Origin of the sequence: Rubrivivax soli, from assembly GCF_049810355.1 — a bacterium.
Lineage (GTDB): Bacteria > Pseudomonadota > Gammaproteobacteria > Burkholderiales > Burkholderiaceae_C > Rubrivivax.
Map to the genome: position 1 here is coordinate 2,946,097 of NZ_CP187368.1, position 21,606 is coordinate 2,967,702.

Sequence of the window (21,606 nt, forward strand, 5' to 3'; positions counted from 1 at the left end):
CGTGTGCGGCCTTCAGGCGCCCAGGCGCACGTCGCGCCCGCTCAGCTGGCGCGCCAGCAGCGTCGCGAGCATCGCGGTGAGGCCGTAGACGGAGAGTTGCGGATTGGCGCCGATGCTGGTGGGGAACAGCGAGCCGTCGTGCACCGACAGGTTCTCCAGCTGCCAGTGGCGGCCGTCGGGCCGCACCACGCCGAGGTCTTCGCGGCCGGCCATGCCGCAGCCACCCATCACGTGCGCGCTGAGCACGCGGGTCAGCAGCGGCTGCATCGGCAGCGCAGCGATCGCGGCACGTGCCTGGTTCCAGCTGGTGTAGGGCACCGCCATCTCGTGCACCGGCAGCACGTCGCGCGCACCGGCCGCGAACTGGATCTCGGCCATGCTGAGCAGCGCGCGCCGCGCGCCGTCCATCACGAAGCTGTTGAGCATGTAGTCGAGCTGCGGCGAGCCGTCGCTGCGCAGGCGCACCTGCCCGCCCGCGGCCTCGGCGTGGAAGCCGTCGCGCAGCAAGGCCAGCAGCGCGTGCGTGTGGGCGAAGTCGTGCAGCAGCGCCGTCTGCGCGGCGCCGAAGCCGGGCAGCGTGGACGACACGATCAGCGGATACAGCGGCGGTGCCTCGAGCTTGTAGCCGATGGGGCCGTCGATCGGCTGGGTGTCGAGGAAGTGGTCGGTGTACAGCGTCTGCGGCGCACCGTTCCAGCCTTCGATGCGCTCGTCGAAACGCGCTGCCGACACCACCACCGGGTGCAGGAAGGTCCGTGCGCCCAGGCGCCGGTGCGGGTCGGGCGCCTTCGAGCGCAGCAGCAGCGCCGGCGAATTGATGGCGCCGCCCGCCACCACCACGTGCCGGGCGGTGATGCGCGTGCGGCGGTCGGACGCCGGCGCGCCGTTCAGCTGCACGGGCACGGCCTCGAGGCCGCGCACGGTGTGGCCTTCGATCAGCAGGCGCTCCACCCGCGCCTGCACCAGCAGCGTGGCGCCGCGGTCGAGTGCGACGGGGATCGTCGTGACCAGCATCGACTGCTTGGCGTTGGTCGGGCAGCCCATGCCGCACGATCCCAGGTTCCAGCAGCCGCGCACGTTGCGCTGGATGGCGGCCGCCGGGATGCCCAGCCGTGCCGCGCCCACGCGCAGCAGCTGGTTGTTGGCGTTCGGCGGCACCAGCCACGGGCCGATGTGCAGGCGTTGTTCGACCTGCTGGAACCAGGGCGCCAGCGCATCGTCGGTGAGGTCGGGCAAGGCGAAGTGCGCGCGCCAGTGTTCCAGCGTGGCCGTGGGTGTGCGGAACGAGCTGGTCCAGTTCACCGTGGTCGAGCCGCCGACGCAGCGGCCCTGCAGGATGCCGATGCCCTTGTCGGCGGTCTTGCGGCTGGCGCTGTCCTGGTAGAGGGCCGGGTAGGCCTCGGCCTCGGTCTGGTGGAAGTCGCGGCTGGACCGCAGCGGTCCTTCCTCGACGATCACGACGTCGAGCCCGGCGGCGGTGAGCAGCTCGGCCGTGATGCCCGCACCGGCGCCGCTGCCGACGATGGCCACATCGCAGCGCAGGGTCTCGGGCAGGTCGCCGTGCGGCCCGCCGCGCACTTTCCAGCCGCGCGCCAGGCCTTGTTCGATCGGGTCGGGGACGGGCATGGGCTCGCCTTCAGACGGCACGTTGGCCGGGGTAGCCGATGGCCGACCAGGCCGCGGCGTCTGCGAACCACGCGGCGTTCGTCAGGTCGCGCAGCGCGTGGTAGACCTGTTGCCGCAGCGACAGGGACGAGGTGCGCAGCGCCTGCAGCATGGCCTGCAGCTGGTCGGGCGTGGCCTCGTGCCAGGCCGGCAGCAGGCCGGTCAGCGCGAGCCGCGTCGGCGCGGTGGCCAGCAGCGTGGCCAGTTCGGTGACCTCGGACTGCAGGGCGGGCGGCAGGCCGGTGAGCGTGGCGTCCAGGCGGTCGAGGTGGGCTTGCAGCGCGGCAGCCCGTGCTGCACCTGCGGCGGGCAGCAGGCCGTCGAGAACCGCCGTGGCCACGGCGGCGAACACCGCACGGGCGGGCGGCGTGAAGCGCCCGCCCACCACGCCGGGCTGCAGCAGGGCCACGCCGGCACCGGCCGCGCCCAGCACCAGGGCGGTGGCGGCGCCCACGCGGAGCAGTTGGCGACGTTGCATGCGCGGCAGTGTTGCATCATTGCCGGCGCCGACCCTAGAGGTTGCCGACTAACGACGCGCCATGACACCTGAAGGCCAGGCCATCCTGCAGCACCTGGGCACCGTCTTCGCGGAGCGCCAGGTCCGCGCCCGCGACGCGGGGCTGCTGGCCCGCGTGCAGGCAGTGAAGGCCTACCAGCACCAGCGCTTCGCGCACACGTACGCGGACCTGCTGGCCTCGCCGCGCTACGCGAAGGCGGCGCGCTTCTTCCTGGACGACCTGTACGGGCCGCACGACTTCAGCGCCCGCGACGACCAGTTTGCGCGCATCGTGCCGGCGCTGGTGCGGCTGTTCCCGCACGAGATCGTGGGCACGGTGCGGTCGCTGGCGGAACTGCATGCGGTGTCCGAGGAACTCGACACGCAGATGGGCGGCGCGCTCGCCGACGCGGCGATCACCCCCGAGGCGTATCTGCAGGCATGGCGCACCGTGGGCCGGCCTGCCGACCGCGAACGGCAGATCGCGCTGATGTTGTCAGTCGGCCGCGCGCTCGACCGTTACACCGGCAATCCGCTGCTGCGCCACTCGCTGCGGTTGATGCGCGGGCCGGCGCGCGCAGCCGGGCTGGGCGCGCTGCAGGGCTTCCTGGAGAACGGCTTCGACACCTTCCGCGAGATGCGCGGGGCGGCCTTCTTCCTGGACACGGTGGCCTCGCGCGAGCGGGCGCTGGCGGCCGGCTTGTTCGCCGACACGGATGTCGCCGGGGCGACAGGTCCGGGCTGGGCGTTAGGACAACTCCCGTAGACCCGACGGCGGGCGCCCGCGACGATGCGCGCTGCTTGCTCAACCTGGATCCGTTCCCCGTGCAGACCCCCTGGCTCGCCCATTACCCGCCCGGCGTTCCCGCCGAAGTGCGCACCGACATCTTCCCCTCGCTGGCGGCACTGCTGGAGGACGCGTTCCGGCACCACGCCCGGCGGGATGCGCTGTGCTTCATGGACCAGCGCATGAGCTTTCGCGAGGTCGACCAGCTCTCGGAGGCGCTGGGCGCCTGGCTGCAGTCGCTGGGCCTGGCCAAGGGCGCGCGCGTGGCCGTGATGATGCTCAACGTGCCGCAGTACCTGGTGACGATCGCCGCCATCCTGCGTGCCGGCTATGTCGTCGTGAACGTGAACCCGCTGTACACGGCGCGCGAGCTGGAGCACCAGCTGAAGGATTCCGGCGCCGAGGTCTGCATCGTGCTGGAGAACTTCGCGACGACGCTGGAAGAGGTGATCGACAACACCTCGGTCCGCCACGTGCTGCTGGCGGCCTTCGGCGACTGCGTCGGCTTCTGGCGCGGCCTGCTGATCAACTTCGCGGTGCGCCACGTGCGCAAGCTGGTGCCCGAGTTCCGCCTGCCCACCGACAACGGACGCACCGTCACGCGCTTCAACATGGCCTTGTCGGCCGGGTTGCGCATGAGCCTGCGGCGGGTGGACATCGGCCCGGACGACGTCGCCTTCCTGCAGTACACGGGCGGCACCACCGGGGTGTCGAAGGGCGCGACGCTGCTGCACCGGAACGTGGTCGCCAACATCCTGCAGAGCGAGGCGTGGTTCAAGCCGATGCTGGACACGCTGGGCAACAAGCCCATCACGGTGGTCTGCGCGCTGCCGCTCTACCACATCTTCGCGCTGACGATCTGCGCGCTCATGGGCGCGCGGCTCGGTGCGATGAACCTGCTGATCGCCAACCCGCGCGACATTCCTGGCTTCGTGGCGACGCTGGCCAAGCACCGCGTGAACATGTTCCCGGCGGTCAACACCTTGTTCAACGCACTGGCCAACGACGCCGACTTCGCGCGGCTCGACTTCTCGGAACTGGTGGTCTCCAACGGGGGCGGCATGGCCGTGCAGCAGGCGACGGCCGAGAAGTGGCTGAAGGTGACGGGATGCCCCATCGTGGAAGGCTACGGGCTGTCGGAGACCTCGCCGGTGGCCACCAGCAACCGGTTGGACCTGAAGGCGTTCACCGGCACGATCGGCGTGCCGATCCCGTCCACCGAGATCGCGATCCGCGACGACGACGGTCGCGACGTGCCTGCCGGCACGCCGGGGGAGATCTGCATCCGCGGCCCGCAGGTGATGGCCGGCTACTGGAACCGCCCCGACGAGACGGCCAAGGTCATGACCGAGGACGGTTTCTTCAAGTCGGGCGACGTGGGCGTGATGGACGAGCTGGGGCAGGTGCGCATCGTCGATCGCAAGAAGGACATGATTCTGGTCTCGGGATTCAACGTCTACCCGAACGAGATCGAGCAGGTCGTGGGCCTGCTGCCAGGCGTGCTGGAATGCGCGGCCATCGGCATCAACGACGAGAAGTCGGGCGAGGTGGTGAAGCTCTTCGTCGTGAAGAGCGACCCGACGCTGTCGGAAGACGATGTCAGCCGCTACTGCCGCGACAACTTCACGGCCTACAAGCGGCCGAAGTACATCGAGTTCCGCGACGAGCTGCCCAAGAGCAACGTCGGCAAGATCCTGCGGCGGGAACTGCGCAACGCCGCCTAGTGAGCAGCGGCGGCATGCAGGAGGTGTTTGCGGCACTCGGGCTGTCGGTGCTCGAGCGCGGGTGGCTGTCGTCGAACAACGTCGTGTTCCAGGCCAGCGGTGGCTCGGGGGCCTGCGTTGTGGACACGGGCTACGTGCAGCATGCCCCGCAGACGCTGGACCTGGTGGCGCGCGCGCTCGGCGGCAGCCGTCTGGAGCGCGTGCTCAACACCCACTTGCACTCGGACCATTGCGGCGGCAATGCCGCTCTGCAAGCCGCCTGGCAATGCGAGGTCTCGGTGCCGGAGGCGTCCTGGGACGCGGTGCGGGGTTGGGATCAGCGCCTGCTGAGCTTCGAGGCGACCGATCAGCGTTGCGACCGTTTCGAGGCCCACCGGGCGCTGGCGGTGGGCAGCACGGTGCAGCTGGGAGCAGCGCACTGGGACGTCGTGGCGGCACCCGGTCACGACCCCGAGGCCGTGATGTTCTTCCAGCGCGATCACGGTGTGCTGATCTCGGCCGACGCGCTGTGGGAGGAACGGCTGGCGATCATCTTCCCGGAACTGGTGGGTGGCGACGGTTTCGGTGCCGCGCGTGGCGCGCTGGACGTCATCGAGCGCCTGGCGCCGCGGATCGTGGTTCCGGGCCACGGGCGGCCGTTCACGGACGTCGCTTCGGCGCTGGCCTGCAGCCGCCGCCGGCTGCAGGCGTTCGAGCAGGCTCCGGAGCGGCATCGGGCTTATGCGGAGCGGGCACTGACGATGTTCCACATGCTGGAGCAGCGCACTGTTCCTCGCGCGGCCTTGGTGGCATGGCTGGCCACGACGCCGATCTTCGTGCGCATGGCGCGAGACGTCGTGGGCATCGAACGGCGGGCGGAGCGGGAGGCGCACGCGGATGACGTCGTGGCGCGCCTGGTGCGCGACGGCCTGCTGCTGCAATCCAGCGCCGGTGATCTGCAGGTGCGCTGAAGCGCGCACCTGGCGGACAAGCGGCGGGCGTTTCGTTGGCCCCAAAGGAAAAACCCCCGACTCGGAGGAGCCGGGGGTTTTCGGATATTAGCCTGACGATGTCCTACTTTCACACGGGAACCCGCACTATCATCGGCGCAAAGGCGTTTCACTGTCCTGTTCGGGATGGGAAGGAGTGGGACCACCTTGCTATGGTCATCAGGCTTAACTTGTTGCCGCGTCGTGCTGGTGCACGCCGCAGCCAATTCATAGAGTCTCAATCAGCATGATTGCGTCTTGGCATAACGTTTTGACTCATCGTCAAAGTTATAGGGTCAAGCCGCACGAGCAATTAGTATCGGTTAGCTTAACGCATTACTGCGCTTCCACACCCGACCTATCAACGTCCTGGTCTCGAACGACTCTTCAGGGGGCTCAAGGCCCCGGCAAGACTCATCTTGAGACGAGTTTCCCGCTTAGATGCTTTCAGCGGTTATCTCTTCCGCACTTAGCTACTCGGCAATGCCACTGGCGTGACAACCGATACACCAGAGGTGCGTCCACTCCGGTCCTCTCGTACTAGGAGCAGGCTCTCTCAATCTTGCAGCGCCCACGGAAGATAGGGACCAAACTGTCTCACGACGTTTTAAACCCAGCTCACGTACCTCTTTAAATGGCGAACAGCCATACCCTTGGGACCGGCTACAGCCCCAGGATGAGATGAGCCGACATCGAGGTGCCAAACACCGCCGTCGATATGAACTCTTGGGCGGTATCAGCCTGTTATCCCCAGAGTACCTTTTATCCGTTGAGCGATGGCCCTTCCATACAGAACCACCGGATCACTTAGTCCTACTTTCGTACCTGCTCGACTTGTCAGTCTCGCAGTCAAGCACGCTTATGCCTATGCACTATTAGCACGATTTCCGACCGTGCCTAGCGTACCTTCGAACTCCTCCGTTACACTTTGGGAGGAGACCGCCCCAGTCAAACTGCCCACCATACACTGTCCCCAACCCGGATAACGGGCCAAGGTTAGAACCTCAAACACACCAGGGTGGTATTTCAACGTTGGCTCCATAAGAACTAGCGTCCCTACTTCAAAGCCTCCCACCTATCCTACACAGATCTGTTCAAAGTCCAATGTAAAGCTACAGTAAAGGTTCATGGGGTCTTTCCGTCTTTCCGCGGGGAGATTGCATCATCACAAACATTTCAACTTCGCTGAGTCTCTGGAGGAGACAGTGTGGCCATCGTTACGCCATTCGTGCAGGTCGGAACTTACCCGACAAGGAATTTCGCTACCTTAGGACCGTTATAGTTACGGCCGCCGTTTACTGGGACTTCAATCAAGAGCTTGCACCCCATCATTTAATCTTCCAGCACCGGGCAGGCGTCACACCCTATACGTCGACTTTCGTCTTTGCAGAGTGCTGTGTTTTTAATAAACAGTCGCAGCCACCGATTCTCTGCGGCCTCATTGGGCTCCCCAAGTAAATGGTTCACCTACTAAAGGCACACCTTCTTCCGAAGTTACGGTGTCAATTTGCCGAGTTCCTTCTCCAGAGTTCTCTCAAGCGCCTTAGAATACTCATCTCGCGCACCAGTGTCGGTTTGCGGTACGGTCGTGTGTAGCTGGAGCTTAGTGGCTTTTCCTGGAAGCAGGGTATCACTCACTTCAGCGGCAAGCCGCCTCGTTATCACACCTCAGCTAAGCCCTCCGGATTTGCCTAGAGGGCACGCCTACATGCTTGAACCGGGACATCCAACACCCGGCTGAGTTAACCTTCTCCGTCCCCACATCGCACTACACATCGGTACAGGAATATTGACCTGTTTCCCATCAGCTACGCATCTCTGCCTCGCCTTAGGGGCCGACTCACCCTACGCCGATGAACGTTGCGTAGGAAACCTTGCGCTTTCGGCGAGGGGGCTTTTCACCCCCTTTAACGCTACTCATGTCAGCATTCGCACTTCTGATACCTCCAGCAGACCTCACGATCCACCTTCACAGGCGTACAGAACGCTCTCCTACCACGCACATTGCTGTGCATCCGCAGCTTCGGTAACTGGCTTAGCCCCGTTACATCTTCCGCGCAGGACGACTCGATCAGTGAGCTATTACGCTTTCTTTAAATGATGGCTGCTTCTAAGCCAACATCCTGACTGTTTTAGCCTTCCCACTTCGTTTCCCACTTAGCCAATTTTGGGGACCTTAGCTGGCGGTCTGGGTTGTTTCCCTCTTGTGTCCGGACGTTAGCACCCGGTGCACTGTCTCCCAAGCTGTACTCATCGGTATTCGGAGTTTGCAATGGTTTGGTAAGTCGCCATGACCCCCTAGCCATAACAGTGCTCTACCCCCGATGGTAATACTTGAGGCACTACCTAAATAGTTTTCGGAGAGAACCAGCTATCTCCAAGTTTGTTTAGCCTTTCACCCCTATCCACAGCTCATCCGCTAGTTTTGCAACACTAGTCGGTTCGGACCTCCAGTACCTGTTACGGCACCTTCATCCTGGCCATGGATAGATCACTTGGTTTCGGGTCTACACCCAGCGACTGAACGCCCTATTCGGACTCGGTTTCCCTGCGCCTTCCCTATTCGGTTAAGCTTGCCACTGAATGTAAGTCGCTGACCCATTATACAAAAGGTACGCCGTCACCCTTGCGGGCTCCGACTTTTTGTATGCATGCGGTTTCAGGATCTATTTCACTCCCCTCCCGGGGTTCTTTTCGCCTTTCCCTCACGGTACTAGTTCACTATCGGTCGATTACGAGTATTTAGCCTTGGAGGATGGTCCCCCCATATTCAGACAGGATTACACGTGTCCCGCCCTACTTGTCGCATGCTTAGTTCCACACCATGATTTTTTCATACGGGGCTATCACCCGCTATGGCCAGCCTTTCCAGACTGTTCTGATAATCTCGATGCTAAAACATGCAGGCTGTTCCGATTTCGCTCGCCACTACTTTCGGAATCTCGGTTGATGTCTTTTCCTCGAGCTACTGAGATGTTTCAGTTCACCCGGTTCGCCTCGCATACCTATGTATTCAGTATGCGATACCCCTAAGGGTGGGTTTCCCCATTCGGAAATCTCCGGATCAAAGCTTATTTGCCAGCTCCCCGAAGCTTATCGCAGGCTACCACGTCCTTCATCGCCTGTAATCGCCTAGGCATCCACCACATGCACTTATTCACTTGACCCTATAACTTTGACGCCTCCTGACGGAAGGCATCGGTCAATGAACGATTTGAGTATTACGCGTTATGCCGAAACTTCAATTCTGGAATTGAAGTTTGTTTTGACGCAATCATTAAGTTGCCGACGGCACGGTGACCTTGCGGTCTTTCCGTCGACAACACTGATTTTCGACTCTATGAATTGTTAAAGAACGACAGCCGATCTCTCGATCGAACCGGCCAATGCACAGCATGCATTCGCCGCTTCGAACAGATCTTTGGTGGAGGTGAACGGGATCGAACCGATGACCCCCTGCTTGCAAAGCAGGTGCTCTCCCAGCTGAGCTACACCCCCGATTGCGATGGTGGGTCTGGTTGGATTCGAACCAACGACCCCCGCCTTATCAAGACGGTGCTCTAACCAACTGAGCTACAGACCCGCACAATTGGGTATCTGTCGTCAACAACAGCCGATAAGTGTGGGCGCCCAAACTTGAGTGCGCTTTTTCCAGAAAGGAGGTGATCCAGCCGCACCTTCCGATACGGCTACCTTGTTACGACTTCACCCCAGTCACGAACCCTGCCGTGGTAATCGCCCTCCTTGCGGTTAGGCTAACTACTTCTGGCAGAACCCGCTCCCATGGTGTGACGGGCGGTGTGTACAAGACCCGGGAACGTATTCACCGCGGCAAGCTGATCCGCGATTACTAGCGATTCCGACTTCACGCAGTCGAGTTGCAGACTGCGATCCGGACTACGAACGGTTTTCTGGGATTGGCTCCCCCTCGCGGGTTGGCAGCCCTCTGTACCGTCCATTGTATGACGTGTGTAGCCCTACCCATAAGGGCCATGATGACCTGACGTCATCCCCACCTTCCTCCGGTTTGTCACCGGCAGTCTCATTAGAGTGCCCTTTCGTAGCAACTAATGACAAGGGTTGCGCTCGTTGCGGGACTTAACCCAACATCTCACGACACGAGCTGACGACGGCCATGCAGCACCTGTGTTCTGGCTCTCTTTCGAGCACTCCCAAATCTCTTCAGGATTCCAGACATGTCAAGGGTAGGTAAGGTTTTTCGCGTTGCGTCGAATTAAACCACATCATCCACCGCTTGTGCGGGTCCCCGTCAATTCCTTTGAGTTTCAACCTTGCGGCCGTACTCCCCAGGCGGTCAACTTCACGCGTTAGCTACGTTACTGAGAAGAAACCCTCCCAACAACCAGTTGACATCGTTTAGGGCGTGGACTACCAGGGTATCTAATCCTGTTTGCTCCCCACGCTTTCGTGCATGAGCGTCAGTACAGGCCCAGGGGATTGCCTTCGCCATCGGTGTTCCTCCGCATATCTACGCATTTCACTGCTACACGCGGAATTCCATCCCCCTCTGCCGTACTCCAGCCTTGCAGTCACAAATGCAGTTCCCAGGTTGAGCCCGGGGATTTCACATCTGTCTTGCAAGACCGCCTGCGCACGCTTTACGCCCAGTAATTCCGATTAACGCTTGCACCCTACGTATTACCGCGGCTGCTGGCACGTAGTTAGCCGGTGCTTATTCTTCAGGTACCGTCATCGCCCCAGGGTATTAACCCAGAACTTTTCTTCCCTGACAAAAGCGGTTTACAACCCGAAGGCCTTCTTCCCGCACGCGGCATGGCTGGATCAGGCTTGCGCCCATTGTCCAAAATTCCCCACTGCTGCCTCCCGTAGGAGTCTGGGCCGTGTCTCAGTCCCAGTGTGGCTGGTCGTCCTCTCAGACCAGCTACAGATCGTCGGCTTGGTAGGCCTTTACCCCACCAACTACCTAATCTGATATCGGCCGCTCCAATAGCGAGAGGTCTTGCGATCCCCCCCTTTCACCCGTAGGTCGTATGCGGTATTAATCCGGCTTTCGCCGGGCTATCCCCCACTACTGGGCACGTTCCGATATATTACTCACCCGTTCGCCACTCGTCGCCAGGTTGCCCCGCGTTACCGTTCGACTTGCATGTGTAAGGCATGCCGCCAGCGTTCAATCTGAGCCAGGATCAAACTCTTCAGTTCGATCTTGATAAATTACTCAAAGAATTGAAGTGAACTTCACTTGCATGAAAATTCAATTCAGTGAGCGTTTAAGGTCCATGAGACCTCGACCTTCAACAGGTTTGACCCCGCATCCAGTCTCGGCACTCGCCTTCAAACGCCCACGCTTATCGGCTGTGTGTTGTTAAAGAGCTGCGCTGCTTTTGCTGCGCTTCGCTGATTATTTATCAGCGAAGACCGCGATTCTGACATGTTTTTTAATTCCGTGTCAATCTCTCGGTCTTTCTGCTTCCCTCCGTTCTGCGCAGCCGCGTCTCTTGCGGCACGCCGATCAGTGATCAGCAGAGCCATAGACTATAGCACGGGTTTTTACGGCGCCGCAAGCGTCCCCGGCCCTGCTGGCTCTCAGGCGGGCTGGGCACCCTGGTGCAGGCGCCCCGATTCCCGGGCTGGATCGTCGGCCTGCATCACAGCCTCGAGCGTGGCCGCCAGCTTGCGCGTGTCGGCGCGCAGCACCCGCTGCTTGATCGAGGCGATGCGCGCCGGGTGCATCGAGAAGCTGCGCAGCCCCATCGCCAGCAGCAGATCGGTGAATGCGGCATCGCCGGCCATCTCGCCGCAGACGCTGACGCCGCGCCCGCACGCGTTCGCGCGTGCGATGGTGTCGGCGATGAGCCGCAGCACCGCCGGGTGCCACGGGTCGAACAGGTGCGACACCGCGTCGTCTGCGCGGTCGATCGCCAGCGTGTACTGGATCAGGTCGTTGGTGCCGATGGACACGTAGTCGAAGTGCGCGAGGAAGCGGTCGATCATCAGCGCGGCAGCCGGCACCTCGATCATCGCCCCGACCTCGACGCGACCGTACGGGCGTCCTGCATCGTCGAGCTGCTGCCTGGCGCGCGCCACGGCTTCCAGCGTCGCGCGGATCTCGCCCAGGTGCGCCACCATCGGCACGAGGATGCGGACCTTGCCGAACGCACTGGCCCGCAGGATGGCGCGCAACTGCTGGCGGAACATGCCGGGCTCCGACAGGCTCCAGCGGATCGCCCGCAGCCCCAGCGCCGGGTTCAGCGCGTGCTCGTGGCGAAGTTCGGTGGGGCTCATGCGGTCCAGCGGCTTGTCGGCGCCGATGTCCACCGTGCGGATCGTCACCGGCAACCCCTGCATGGCCAGCACCGCGCTGCGGTAGGCCTCGAACTGCTCTTCCTCGTCGGGCAGGTCGCCGTCGCGGTTCATGAACAGGAACTCGCTGCGGAACAGACCCACGCCCACGGCACCGGCCTCCAGGGCCCCGGCCGCGTCCGCCGGCAGCTCGATGTTGGCCAGCAACTCGACCGCCTGGCCATCGAGCGTGACGGCGGGCGTGTGGCGCAGCCGGTTCAGGCGCGCCCGTTCCAGCTCGCTCTGGCGCTGGCGGAACCGGTACTCCTCCAGCACGATGGGCGACGGATTGACGATGACGACGCCGGCATCGCCGTCGATCACCAGCCAGTCGTCCTGGCGGATCAGCCGGCTGGCCTCGCGCGCACCGACCACCGCCGGGATGTCCATGCTGCGCGCGACGATGGCCGTGTGCGAGGTCTTGCCGCCGACGTCGGTGACGAAGCCCGTGAAGACGCTGCGCTTGAACTGGATCATGTCGGCCGGCGCGACGTCGTTGGCCACCAGCACCAGCGGGTCTTCGCCAGCGAAGTCACGTGCACCGCCCGCAGCCGGCGCCAGCACCTCCGCCGCCCCAGGCTCCGAGCGCCCCAGGTAGCGCAGCAGCCGCTCTGCCACCTGCTCCACATCGGCCTTGCGCTCGCGCAGGTAGGCGTCTTCCATGTCGTCGAACTGACGCGCCAGCACTTCCAGCTGCGCCGACAGCGCCCACTCGGCGTTGTAGTGGCGCTCGTGGATCCACACCTTCGTGGCGCCGGTCAGCGCCTCGTCGTGCAGCAGCATCAGGTGCACGTCGAGCAGGGCCGAGAGCTCGGCCGGTGCGTCGCCGGGCAGGTCCCGCTTCAGGGCCGTCAGCTCGGCGGCGACGGCGTCGCGGGCCTCGCGCAGCCGCGCGACCTCGTGCTCCAGCCTCTCGGCCGGCACGAAGTAGTGCGCCACGTCGACGCGGCTGGAAGCCACCAGCACCGCGCGGCCGATCGCGACGCCGCGCGAGACCGGCATGCCGAAGACCTGGATGCTCATGGCGCGGTGCGTGCCTGTGGTGGTGCGGCCTACTGGCCTTCGCCGAACTTGCCGTCGATCAGCGTGCGCAACGCGTCCATCGCTGCCACCTCGTCGGCGCCTTCGACCTCGATCTCGACCTCGGTGCCCATCCCGGCGGCCAGCATCATCACGCCCATGATGCTCTTGGCATTCACGCGGCGGCCGTTGCGGCTGAGGAACACTTCACTGGCGAAACTGCCGGCCAGCTTGGTGAGCTTGGCAGACGCCCGGGCGTGCAGCCCGAGCTTATTGCTGATGGTGATGCTGGACTTGATCATCGCTGCCCCCTGCAGGGCCCTGGTGTTGGCGTGGCGTGGCGCCCACCTGCATCACGCCCTGGCTGCCGCCCGCGATGGCGCGTGCCACCAGGTCGTCCAGCGGCACGGACGCATAACACAGGGTGCGCCACAGCATCGGCACGTTGACACCGGCCACCACGCGCACCTTGGCGCCGTCGGCCACTTCGCGCGCGGCGTTGCAGGGGGTGGCGCCGAAGACGTCGGTGAGGATCAGCGCCTCTTCCGTGCCCAGCGCAGCCAGGGCCGCACGGGCCTGCTCGACCACCTGCTCGGGCGCCATGCCCGGCTCGACGTCGAGCGCGGCCAGCTGGCGCCCGCAGTCGGGGTAGACATGGCGAGCCACCGCCTGCAGCGACGAAGCCAGCGGAGCGTGGGCGATGATGAGCAGGGCGGGCATGGGCTAGGCGCTCGGTGGCCCATTATCGGCACGAATGCCGGTGGCGCGCCGCGGTGCGCGCAGGAAGGCCAGGTAGGCCAGCGCGCAGGTGAGCCAGAAGACCGCGAACGCGCCCTGGAACGCGCGCGGCGCGGCCAGGCCCCAGCCGGCGAAGACATCCACCAGCAGACCGATGCCCCATTGCACGCAGAACACGCCGCCGAAGATCGCCAGGTTGAAGGCCGACAGCGCCCGGCCGGCCTGCGCCGCGGGGAATGCCTGCCCCACCGCCGGCTGGCTCAGTGACACGCAGGTGGTGGCCACGCACCACAGTGCCCAGTGCGCGGCGCCTGCGCCTGCGCCCAGCACGACGTTCAGCGCCAGCAGCAGCAGGCTCAGCGGCACGCCCCACGTCATCACAAGCACCGCGTCGAGCCCGCGCCGCACCAGCCGCGGCATCAGCGCCCCCCAGGCCATGAACGTGAACAGCATCGCGAGGTTGATGAAGAACAGGCCCTGCGCCGCCTCGCCCGGCGACCAGCCGGCCACCCGCGTCAGCCAGGGCCCGGCCCACAGCGACTGCAGCGCGATCATGCCGCCATACAGGAAGAAGCCCAGCGGCGCCATGCGGCGGAACAACGGGTGCGCCAGCACCTCGCGGTAGCCGCCGCCCGACGGCGCGTCGCCGGCGGGCGGACTGTCGCGCGGCACCAGCGCCAGCGTCACCAGCATCGACAGCAGCAGCAACCCGGCCACGGCCCAGAACAGCCCGCGCCACCCCCACAGCGGCAGCAGGAACTGCACCGGCAGCGTCGACGCCAGCATGCCGAGCGACCCCGTCATCAGCATCCACGAGTTCGCCCGCAGCTGCGCCGACGGCGTGAACAGGCGCCGGTACAGCGTCAGCGGTGCCATCAGCGCTGCCGACACGCCGACGCCGATCAGCATGCGCGACGCGATCAGCGCCGGCAGGCTGCCCGCCAGCGCGAACAGCACGCAGCCCAGCACCGCCACGGCCAGCAGCGCCACGCCGACCCGGCGCGGGCCCAGGCGGTCGAGCGCGCGGCCCAGCGGCAGCTGCATCGCGGCAAAGCCCAGGAAGTAGGCGCCTGCCAGCAGCCCGAGGTCGGCGGCGCGCAGACCCAGCTCGGCGCTGAAGGCCGGCGCCAGCGTGGCCGTCACGGCGCGCAGCAGCGCCGAGAAGAAGTAGGTGAAGGCGAATGCCAGGAAGATGCGCACGACCAGGCCGGTGCTGGTTGCATCGCCCACCGCGCCGGCCCGGCCAACGACTGCATTCACGGCCGCAACCGCAGCGAGCCGAAGAAGGTCTCGACGCCGTCGGCCGGCAGCGACGCGCCCAGCACGGTGGCCTGGAACACCCAGGTGCCGTGCGCGAACACCGCCACCTGGGCCTGCACGGCGGTGCCGTCGGGCATGCGCCCGCTGGCGGCGACGCGGCCGCTGTCGGGATTGGGCGTCGCGCCCGGCACCTGCAACGCCAGCGGCGCCGGCGCGGCGGCCCCCAGGTTGGCCAGTGCCGAAGCGCGCAGCATGCCCAGGGCCGGCGTCACCCGTGCCGGATCGGCCATGTCGGCGGCCGCCAGCGCCCAGGTCTGGCCACCGGCGCTGCAGGCGTTCAGCAGCAGCCGCACCGGTCCGCCGGCCAGTTGCACTTCGCGCGCCGAGACCGTGGGCCTGCACGGCAGCAGCACCAGGGCCGCGGTGCCGTCGGGCCGCACCTCGCGCCAGTCGAGGCTGGGCGCACACGCTGCGAGCAGCAACACGAGCGGGACGGCGATCACAAGGCGGGCGAACCGGGACATGCGCCGCATTATCCCGGCGCGCTGCAGGACAATCCCGGCATGGACCACCCCACCCCTGGCGCGCTGCACGGCGTGCGTGTGCTCGACCTCTCCCGCGTGCTCGCCGGCCCGTGGTGCACGCAGACCCTGGCCGACCTCGGCGCCGAAGTCATCAAGATCGAACGTCCCACCACCCCTGGCCACCCGGGCGGCGACGACACCCGCGGCTGGGGTCCGCCCTTCCTGAAGGACCGCGACGGCCGCGACACGGCCGAGGCGGCCTACTATCTGGGGACCAACCGCAACAAGCGCTCGGTCACGATCGACATCGCCCGCCCCGAGGGCCAGGCGCTGGTGCGCGCGCTGGCCGACGGCTGCGACGTGGTGATCGAGAACTTCAAGGTCGGCGACATGGCGCGCTACGGCCTGGACGCCGCGTCATTGCGCGCGTCGCGACCGCGGCTGGTGTACTGCTCGATCACCGGCTTCGGCCAGACCGGCCCCTACCGTGACCGCGCCGGCTACGACTACGCGGTGCAGGGCATGGGCGGCCTGATGAGCGTGACCGGCGAGCGCGACGACCTGCCCGGCGGCGGACCGCAGAAGGTGGGCGTGGCGGTGGCCGATCTGTTCACCGGCATGTACGCCACGGTGGCCATCCTGGCCGCGCTGCGCCACCGCGACGCCACCGGCGAAGGCCAGGTCATCGACATGGCGCTGCTCGACACGCAGGTCGCGATGCTGGCCAACCTGGGCGCGAACTACCTGGTGACGCAGCAGCCACCCAGGCGCGCCGGCAACGCGCACCAGAACATCGTGCCGTACCAGGTGTTCGAAGTGGCCGATGGCCACCTGATCCTGGCCGTGGGCAACGACGGCCAGTACGCCAAGTTCTGCGCCGTGGCCGGCTGCCCCGAGCTCGCCAGCGATCCGCGCTTCGCGAAGAACGCCGACCGCGTGCGGCACCGTGCCGTGCTGGTGCCGCTGCTGGCGGCACGGCTGAAGACCCGCACGCGCGCCGACTGGCTGGCCGCGCTGGAGGCCGCCAAGGTGCCGTGCGGGCCGATCAACGACCTCGCCGACGTCTTCGCCGACCCGCAGGTGCAGGCGCGCGGCATGACCGGCACCGTGCCGCATCCGCACACCGACACGCTCCGGCTGGTGTCCAGCCCGATGAAGCTGTCGGCGACACCCGTCACGCTGCGCCGGCCGCCGCCGCTGCTGGGCGAGCACACCGACGAGGTGCTGGGCGAGATCGGCATCGACGCCGCCGAGCGCGCGCGACTGCGCGGGCTCGGCGTGATCTGACGAAGCGACGCTCAGCCGCCGAAGACGCGCCGCAGCAGCGCGCTGCCGGTCTCGACCGGGTTGGCGCGGATCTTCTTCTCCTCCTCGCCGATCATCAGGTACAGCCCGTCGAGCGCGCGGCCCGTGACGTACTTCTGCACGTTGGCCTCTTCGGGTTTGAGCAGGCCCAGGCCCATGGCTCGGCCTGCCACCGCGTTGTAGCGCTCGGCCAGCTGCACCTTCTCGGTCGCCTGCGTCACGATGGGCAGGAACTTCTCGCCCAGCGGCGCGCGCGTCTTGGCGACGAAGAAGTCGGTGACGGCCGTGTCGCTGCCACGGACGAGCTTCAGTGCGTCCTCGACGCTGATCGACTTGACCGCCTGCACCAGCAGCGTCTGCGCCTCGGGCACCGCGGCCTCGGCGGCGCGGTTCATCGCCAGCTCCAGCTCCTCGACACGCCGCTTCTGCCCGGTCGCGCGCAGCAGCTTGGCCGCGTCGTTCAGGTAGCCCGGCAGCGGGATGCGCACCTTGGGGTTGTCGAGGAAGCCGCCCGGCCGGCCCAGCAACTGCACAGCGACCACCGCGCCCTTCTCCAGCGCTGCGCGCACGCCCGAGGCCGCGTCGGTCTCGCTCAAGGCCGCGGCCTGCAGCCACGCGGGCCACCACAACCCCGCGGCGCCGGCGCCCAGCACCCCTGCCGTAAACTTTCTGCGTTCCATCGCGTCGATCCTTCCTGTTGCCATGACCACCGATCTTGCACGCCGCAGCACCCTGCTGGCAATGCTGGCCGCCGGCGCTGCCGCGGCAGGCTGCGGCACGCGCGAGGCCGCGCCGCTGTTCGGCTACACGCTGCTCGACGGCAGCCGGCGCAGCAGCGCCGACCTGCGCGGCCGCGTGGTGCTGGTCAACTTCTGGGCCACGAGCTGCAGCACCTGCATCGCCGAGATGCCGGAGATCGTGGCCACGCACCGCAGGTTCAGCGCCCGCGGCTTCGAGACGCTGGCGGTGGCGATGCACTACGACCCGCCGGCCAGAGTGGCCGACTATGCGGAGTCGCGCCGCCTGCCCTTCGGGGTGGTGATCGACAACACGGGCGCCATCGCACGCGGCTTCGGCAACGTGCAGCTCACGCCCACCACCTTCGTGCTCGACAAGCGCGGCGGCATCGCGCAGCGCATCGTCGGCAAGCCCGACTTCGCGGCGCTGCACGGGCTGGTGGAGCGGCTGCTGGCCGAGGCCTGAGCCCCCGGCTGGCGCGCCGCGTCAGCCGATGTCCACGCCGGCGGCGTGCGCCTGCTGGTCGGCGTGGTAGCTGCTGCGCACCATGGCGCCCACGGCCGCGTGCGTGAAGCCCATCGCCTGCGCCTCGGCCTCGAACATCCTGAACGTGTCGGGGTGCACGTAACGACGCACGGGCAGGTGGTGGCCGCTGGGGGCCAGGTACTGGCCGATGGTGAGCATGTCGATGCCGTGCGCGCGCATGTCGCGCATGGTCTGCAGGATCTCGTCGTCGGTCTCGCCCAGGCCCACCATGATCCCGCTCTTGGTCGGCACGCCCGGAACCTGTTCCTTGAACTTCTTCAGCAGGTTCAGGCTGAACTGGTAGTCGGAGCCCGGCCGCGCTTCCTTGTACAGGCGCGGGATCGTCTCCAGGTTGTGGTTCATCACGTCGGGCGGCGCTTCGCGCAGGATGGCGAGCGCGCGGTCGTCGCGGCCGCGGAAGTCGGGCACCAGCACCTCGATGCGCGTGGCGGGCGACAGCGCACGCGTCTGGCGGATGCACTCGACGAAGTGGCCGGCGCCGCCGTCGCGCAGGTCGTCGCGGTCGACGCTGGTGATGACCACGTACTTCAGCTTCAGCGCCGCGATCGTCTTGGCCAGGTTCGACGGCTCGTTCACGTCCAGCGGGTCGGGGCGGCCATGGCCCACGTCGCAGAACGGGCAGCGGCGCGTGCACTTGTCGCCCATGATCATGAACGTGGCCGTGCCCTTGCCGAAGCACTCGCCGATGTTCGGGCAGCTGGCCTCTTCGCACACCGTGTGCAGCTGGTGCTCGCGCAGGATCTGCTTGATTTCGTAGAAGCGCGTGCTGGGGCTGCCGGCCTTGACGCGGATCCAGTCGGGCTTCTTCAGCACCTCGCCGACAGGCACCACCTTGATCGGGATGCGCGAGGTCTTGGCCTGCGACTTCTGCTTCGCGGTGGCGTCGTACGCCGGTTTGTCGACGGTGCTCATGGCGTGGATTATCGCGCTGCATCCAGTCGCCACGCCGCCGCGTAAGACATGCGACCGGCGCCGTGCCGGCAACCTCCAGGAGCGAGAGTCCCATGTCCACGAGCAAGTTCATCGCCGCGCCCATGCTCGGCGCCGCCCTGCTGGCCGCCTGCGGGCTGGTCGGCGCGTCCAGCCACCGCGAAGCGCCCTTCATCACCACCGTGCCCAAGGTGGATGCCACCGACTTCTACATGTTCCGCAGCTACGAGCCCGGCCGCGAGGACTACGTCACCCTGATCGCGAACTACCAGCCGCTGCAGGACGCGTACGGCGGCCCCAACTACTTCAAGATGGACGCGAACGCGCTGTACGAGATCCACGTCGACAACAACGGCGACGCGAAGGAGGACATCAGCTTCCAGTTCCGCTTCCAGAACACGCTGGCCAACAACGGCGCCGGCGTGGCGCTGCCGATCGGCGGCAAGATGGTCGCGATCCCGCTGACGCAGGCCGGCCAGGTGGCCAACGTGGCCGACGGCAACCTCAACGTCGGCGAAAGCTTCACGCTGAACGTGATGCGCGGCGACCGCCGCAAGGGCACGGGCGCAGCCGCCACGGCGGCCAGCGGTGGCGGCACGCGCTTCGCGAAGCCGGCCGACAACATCGGCACCAAGACCATCCCCGACTACGCTGGCTACGCCGCCAAGCACGTGCACACCGTGAACCTGCCGGGCTGCGCGATGCCGGCCAAGGTGTTCGTGGGCCAGCGCCAGGACCCCTTCGCCGTGAACCTGGGCGCGATCTTCGACCTCGTGAACGCGCCGCTGTCGGTGATCACCGACCCGGCGCTGATCGGCGCAGCGCCCAACACCATCGGCGACAAGAACGTCACGACGCTGGCGCTGGAGGTGCACAAGAGCTGCCTGACCGCCGGCGACGAGCCCGTGGTCGGCGGCTGGACCACCGCCAGCCTGCGCCAGGCGCGGCTGCTCGACGGCTCGCCGCAGGCCGGCCTGCAGACGTCCGAGAAGGCCGGCGGCGCCTGGGTGCAGGTGTCGCGCCTGGGCATGCCGCTGGTCAACGAGGTCGTGATCGGCCTGAAGGACAAGGACCGCTTCAATGCCAGCAAGCCCGCGGGCGACGGCCAGTTCGCCGACTACGTGACGAACCCGACGCTGCCGGCGCTGCTGGAGATCGCGCTGGCCATCCCGGGCACGGCGCCGACGAACTTCCCGCGCAACGACCTCGTCACCACCTTCCTGACCGGCATCCCCGGCGTGAACCAGCCGCGCAACGTGGTGGCCTCGGAGATGCTGCGCCTGAACACCGGCATCGCGCCGGTGCCGTTCGAGCAGCAGAACCGGCTGGCCATCGTCGGCAGCCTTCTCAGCGGCGGCAGCGACCTCGCCGGCTTCCCGAACGGCCGTCGCCCCAAGGACGACGTCGTCGACATCTCGCTGGTGGCGGTGATGGGCGGCCTGTGCATGGCCAACGGCGACACCAACGCCCTGGGATTCGGCGCCGCCTGCAACCCGGCCGCGGTGCCGCTGAAGGAGACGGCGTTCAAGCTGCACGACGCCGTCGACCAGGCCGTGGTGCCGCTGCTGCCGGCCTTCCCGTACCTGAACACGCCCGTGCCGGGCGCGCAGTGAGGGCCGCCATGCGCAACACTCTCACTCCGATCCGGGCACCCCTGCTGGCGCTGCTGGCGGGCCTGGCCCTCACGGGCTGCTTCAACGGCGACAGCGACGGCGTGGCGCCGCCCGTGGTGCAGGAGCCGGCCACCGTGCCCGAGAGCGCCCTGGCCAGCCCGCAGGCCCTGGTCGACTGGGCCGCGGCGCAACCGGCCAGCGAGACCCAGGAGCCGCTGGACGTCTCGATGGCGCAGTTGCCCGTCAGCGACGACGGCGAACCGGCGCCGCTGCCCTGAGGCAGCGCCGGCGCTAGGCAGCCAGCCGCCGCTGCAGGGCCGCCGCCAGCCGGGCGGCGGCCTCGTCCCAGGTGGCGGCGACGCCGATGCTGCGCAGGTCCACCGTGCGCAGCCCGGCGTAGCCGCAGGGGTCGATGCGGGTGAAGGGCTCCAGGTCCATCGCCACGTTCAACGCCACGCCGTGGTACGTGCAGTGGTTGCTGACCTTGATGCCCAGGGCGGCGATCTTGCCCAGGCCCTCGAACAGCGCGCCTTCGGGGCCGGGGCGCAGCACCGCGTGGTCGAAGGGGTCGTCCAGGCGCACGTAGATGCCGGGCGCGCTGCGCACGCGGTGGCCGGTGACGCCGTAGCCTTCCAGCGTGTCCAGCACCGCCTGCTCGATGCGGAACACGTACTCCTTGACGTAGATCGACAGCCGCCGCAAGTCCAGCAGCGGGTAGGCCACCACCTGGCCGGGGCCGTGGTACGTGACCTGGCCACCGCGGTTGGTGCGCACCACGGCGATGTCGCCGGCGCCGAGCACGTGTTCGTCGCGCCCGGCCACGCCCTGCGTGAACACCGGCGGGTGCTCCACCATCCAGAGTTCGTCGCCGGTCTCGGGGCTGCGCGCGGCGGTGAAGGCGCGCATGGCTGCTTCGGTTTCGGCGTACTCGCGCCGGCCCAGGGTCAGGACACGCATGGGACAAGTCT

The 21,606-nt window shown here is 66.6% G+C and carries 17 protein-coding genes, 2 tRNA genes and 3 rRNA genes; 7 read left to right on the forward strand and 15 right to left on the reverse strand.

Annotated elements, in window-relative coordinates; genetic code table 11:
- Nucleotides 1-12: 12 nt before the first annotated feature.
- Together ACPOLB_RS13315 and ACPOLB_RS13320 are read right to left on the reverse strand one after the other, a co-directional pair.
- The gene (locus ACPOLB_RS13315) at nucleotides 13-1,626 is read right to left on the reverse strand and encodes a GMC family oxidoreductase N-terminal domain-containing protein (RefSeq protein WP_425261851.1); all 1,614 of its coding nucleotides are present in this window, start codon (nucleotides 1,624-1,626) and stop codon (nucleotides 13-15) included.
- Nucleotides 1,627-1,636: 10 nt separating this feature from the next.
- A complete protein-coding gene (locus ACPOLB_RS13320; protein WP_425261852.1) occupies nucleotides 1,637-2,143 on the reverse strand; it encodes a hypothetical protein in 507 nt (168 codons plus the stop codon).
- 61 nt (nucleotides 2,144-2,204) lie between these two features.
- Here ACPOLB_RS13320 and ACPOLB_RS13325 point away from each other — a divergent pair, with 61 nt between their 5' ends.
- From ACPOLB_RS13325 to ACPOLB_RS13335, 3 genes are read left to right on the forward strand one after another with little or no spacing between them, the layout of a single operon-like run.
- Nucleotides 2,205-2,927 carry an FFLEELY motif protein gene (locus ACPOLB_RS13325; RefSeq protein WP_425261853.1) on the forward strand — a complete coding sequence of 241 codons (723 nt, stop codon included), beginning with the start codon at nucleotides 2,205-2,207 and terminating at the stop codon, nucleotides 2,925-2,927.
- Nucleotides 2,928-2,986: 59 nt separating this feature from the next.
- On the forward strand, nucleotides 2,987-4,672 hold the full coding sequence (locus tag ACPOLB_RS13330) for a long-chain-fatty-acid--CoA ligase (RefSeq protein WP_425261854.1): 1,686 nt from the start codon (nucleotides 2,987-2,989) through the stop codon (nucleotides 4,670-4,672).
- A gap of 14 nt (nucleotides 4,673-4,686) precedes the next feature.
- Entirely contained in the window at nucleotides 4,687-5,622 is a 936-nt protein-coding gene (locus ACPOLB_RS13335) for an MBL fold metallo-hydrolase (protein WP_425261855.1), read from the forward strand.
- 90 nt (nucleotides 5,623-5,712) lie between these two features.
- Here ACPOLB_RS13335 and rrf read toward each other — a convergent pair.
- The 10 genes from rrf to ACPOLB_RS13385 form a co-directional block, all read right to left on the reverse strand.
- Nucleotides 5,713-5,825, reverse strand: a 5S ribosomal RNA gene (gene rrf, locus ACPOLB_RS13340).
- A 107-nt stretch (nucleotides 5,826-5,932) separates the two neighbouring features.
- A 23S ribosomal RNA gene (locus ACPOLB_RS13345) occupies nucleotides 5,933-8,807 on the reverse strand.
- 255 nt (nucleotides 8,808-9,062) lie between these two features.
- Nucleotides 9,063-9,138: transfer RNA gene (locus ACPOLB_RS13350), tRNA-Ala, on the reverse strand.
- An 8-nt stretch (nucleotides 9,139-9,146) separates the two neighbouring features.
- Nucleotides 9,147-9,223, reverse strand: a tRNA-Ile gene (locus ACPOLB_RS13355).
- Between the two features lie 72 nt (nucleotides 9,224-9,295).
- Nucleotides 9,296-10,824, reverse strand: a 16S ribosomal RNA gene (locus ACPOLB_RS13360).
- Together the 16S, 23S and 5S rRNA genes with 2 tRNA genes alongside form the textbook arrangement of a ribosomal RNA operon.
- A gap of 384 nt (nucleotides 10,825-11,208) precedes the next feature.
- A complete protein-coding gene (ptsP, locus tag ACPOLB_RS13365) occupies nucleotides 11,209-12,987 on the reverse strand; it encodes a phosphoenolpyruvate--protein phosphotransferase (protein WP_425261856.1) in 1,779 nt (592 codons plus the stop codon).
- A gap of 29 nt (nucleotides 12,988-13,016) precedes the next feature.
- Nucleotides 13,017-13,286: an HPr family phosphocarrier protein gene (locus tag ACPOLB_RS13370; RefSeq protein ID WP_425261857.1), complete on the reverse strand. Its 270-nt coding sequence runs from the start codon at nucleotides 13,284-13,286 to the stop codon at nucleotides 13,017-13,019.
- Complete coding sequence (locus ACPOLB_RS13375) at nucleotides 13,255-13,704, reverse strand: PTS sugar transporter subunit IIA (RefSeq protein ID WP_425261858.1); 450 nt, start codon at nucleotides 13,702-13,704, stop codon at nucleotides 13,255-13,257. The genes ACPOLB_RS13370 and ACPOLB_RS13375 overlap by 32 nt, the downstream gene beginning before the upstream one ends.
- A 3-nt stretch (nucleotides 13,705-13,707) precedes the next feature.
- A complete protein-coding gene (locus ACPOLB_RS13380; protein ID WP_425261859.1) occupies nucleotides 13,708-14,982 on the reverse strand; it encodes an MFS transporter in 1,275 nt (424 codons plus the stop codon).
- Nucleotides 14,979-15,506: a hypothetical protein gene (locus tag ACPOLB_RS13385; protein WP_425261860.1), complete on the reverse strand. Its 528-nt coding sequence runs from the start codon at nucleotides 15,504-15,506 to the stop codon at nucleotides 14,979-14,981. Before ACPOLB_RS13385 ends, ACPOLB_RS13380 begins: the two co-directional genes overlap by 4 nt.
- A 39-nt stretch (nucleotides 15,507-15,545) precedes the next feature.
- Between ACPOLB_RS13385 and ACPOLB_RS13390 the strand changes: the two genes are divergently transcribed.
- Nucleotides 15,546-16,793 (forward strand): CaiB/BaiF CoA transferase family protein, encoded by a 1,248-nt coding sequence (locus ACPOLB_RS13390; RefSeq protein WP_425261861.1) that lies wholly within the window; start codon nucleotides 15,546-15,548, stop codon nucleotides 16,791-16,793.
- A gap of 11 nt (nucleotides 16,794-16,804) precedes the next feature.
- Here ACPOLB_RS13390 and ACPOLB_RS13395 read toward each other — a convergent pair whose 3' ends face one another.
- Nucleotides 16,805-17,491, reverse strand: a complete 687-nt coding sequence (locus ACPOLB_RS13395; RefSeq protein ID WP_425261862.1) for a DUF4197 domain-containing protein — start codon at nucleotides 17,489-17,491, stop codon at nucleotides 16,805-16,807.
- Nucleotides 17,492-17,513: 22 nt separating this feature from the next.
- Here ACPOLB_RS13395 and ACPOLB_RS13400 point away from each other — a divergent pair, with 22 nt between their 5' ends.
- Complete coding sequence (locus tag ACPOLB_RS13400) at nucleotides 17,514-18,014, forward strand: TlpA family protein disulfide reductase (protein WP_425261863.1); 501 nt, start codon at nucleotides 17,514-17,516, stop codon at nucleotides 18,012-18,014.
- A 21-nt stretch (nucleotides 18,015-18,035) separates the two neighbouring features.
- On the opposite strand, the gene lipA is transcribed toward ACPOLB_RS13400, so the two are convergent.
- Entirely contained in the window at nucleotides 18,036-19,007 is a 972-nt protein-coding gene (lipA, locus tag ACPOLB_RS13405) for a lipoyl synthase (RefSeq protein WP_425261864.1), read from the reverse strand.
- Nucleotides 19,008-19,099: 92 nt separating this feature from the next.
- Here lipA and ACPOLB_RS13410 point away from each other — a divergent pair, with 92 nt between their 5' ends.
- Complete coding sequence (locus tag ACPOLB_RS13410) at nucleotides 19,100-20,638, forward strand: DUF4331 domain-containing protein (protein WP_425256497.1); 1,539 nt, start codon at nucleotides 19,100-19,102, stop codon at nucleotides 20,636-20,638.
- Between the two features lie 8 nt (nucleotides 20,639-20,646).
- Nucleotides 20,647-20,916 (forward strand): hypothetical protein, encoded by a 270-nt coding sequence (locus tag ACPOLB_RS13415; protein ID WP_425256498.1) that lies wholly within the window; start codon nucleotides 20,647-20,649, stop codon nucleotides 20,914-20,916.
- Nucleotides 20,917-20,929: 13 nt separating this feature from the next.
- Here ACPOLB_RS13415 and lipB read toward each other — a convergent pair whose 3' ends face one another.
- Complete coding sequence (gene lipB, locus ACPOLB_RS13420; protein WP_425256499.1) at nucleotides 20,930-21,595, reverse strand: lipoyl(octanoyl) transferase LipB; 666 nt, start codon at nucleotides 21,593-21,595, stop codon at nucleotides 20,930-20,932.
- Between the last annotated feature and the right edge of the window lie 11 nt (nucleotides 21,596-21,606).